Source organism: Vibrio sp. 1562, assembly GCF_033340155.1.
Classification (GTDB): Bacteria; Pseudomonadota; Gammaproteobacteria; order Enterobacterales; family Vibrionaceae; genus Vibrio; species Vibrio alginolyticus.
The window spans coordinates 1-718 of the sequence record NZ_JAWOVY010000310.1 but is presented as its reverse complement, the minus strand read 5'-3'; the positions used below and the strand labels follow the sequence as shown (position 1 = coordinate 718).

Sequence of the window (718 nt, the reverse complement as noted above, 5' to 3'; positions counted from 1 at the left end):
TGTTGCCCCAGACCGAAATCGTTCTGGTGCATCAAACTCACTGACATTGGAACAGCCTCTGCGAGTCACAGAAATTGCTCCTAATACTTATTCGGTTCAAGGGACACCGACAGATTGCGTTCATTTTGCTCTAAATGAGCTGATGAAAGATGACCTGCCAGATCTTGTATTATCTGGCATCAATCATGGTGCAAATCTGGGGGATGACGTTCTGTACTCTGGTACCGTCGCTGCTGCAATGGAAGGGCACTTTCTTGGCGTGCAGGCCATTGCATTTTCACTGGTTGGTAAACGTCATTTTGAGTCGGCTGCTAAAATTGCTCGACAGTTGGTTGAGCAACACTTGGCAGCGCCAATCCCAACCAACCGTTTGGTGAATGTGAATGTACCTGATTTGCCTCTCGAGAGTCTTGGTGAAATCGAAGTGACCCGTTTGGGTGCTCGTCATCACGCAGAGAATATGATCAAGCAGAAAGATCCGCGTGGGCATGATATCTATTGGTTAGGGCCTCCGGGGAAAGAACAAGATGCGGGTGAAGGTACCGACTTCTATGCGATTGAGCACGGTCGAGTTTCTATTACCCCACTGCAAGTAGACCTCACGGCTCATGAGTCTCTGCGTGCGATGGATAGTTGGTTGAAGGAAGAGAAGTAATGAGTAACCCACATGCTGACAGGTTGATAGCGTTTCTTATCTCCAGTGGCATCAAAGATCAAC

At 48.2% G+C, this 718-nt stretch carries 1 protein-coding gene and 1 pseudogene; both read left to right on the top strand.

Annotated elements, in window-relative coordinates; all coding sequences use genetic code 11:
* The coding region (gene surE / locus R7Z49_RS24870) for a 5'/3'-nucleotidase SurE (protein ID WP_318112360.1) at nt 1–655 on the top strand (655 nt) is incomplete at its 5' end.
* Nucleotides 655–718: pseudogene (locus R7Z49_RS24865) on the top strand (protein-L-isoaspartate O-methyltransferase); the annotation flags it as partial. The gene surE and the pseudogene R7Z49_RS24865, both read left to right, overlap by 1 nt.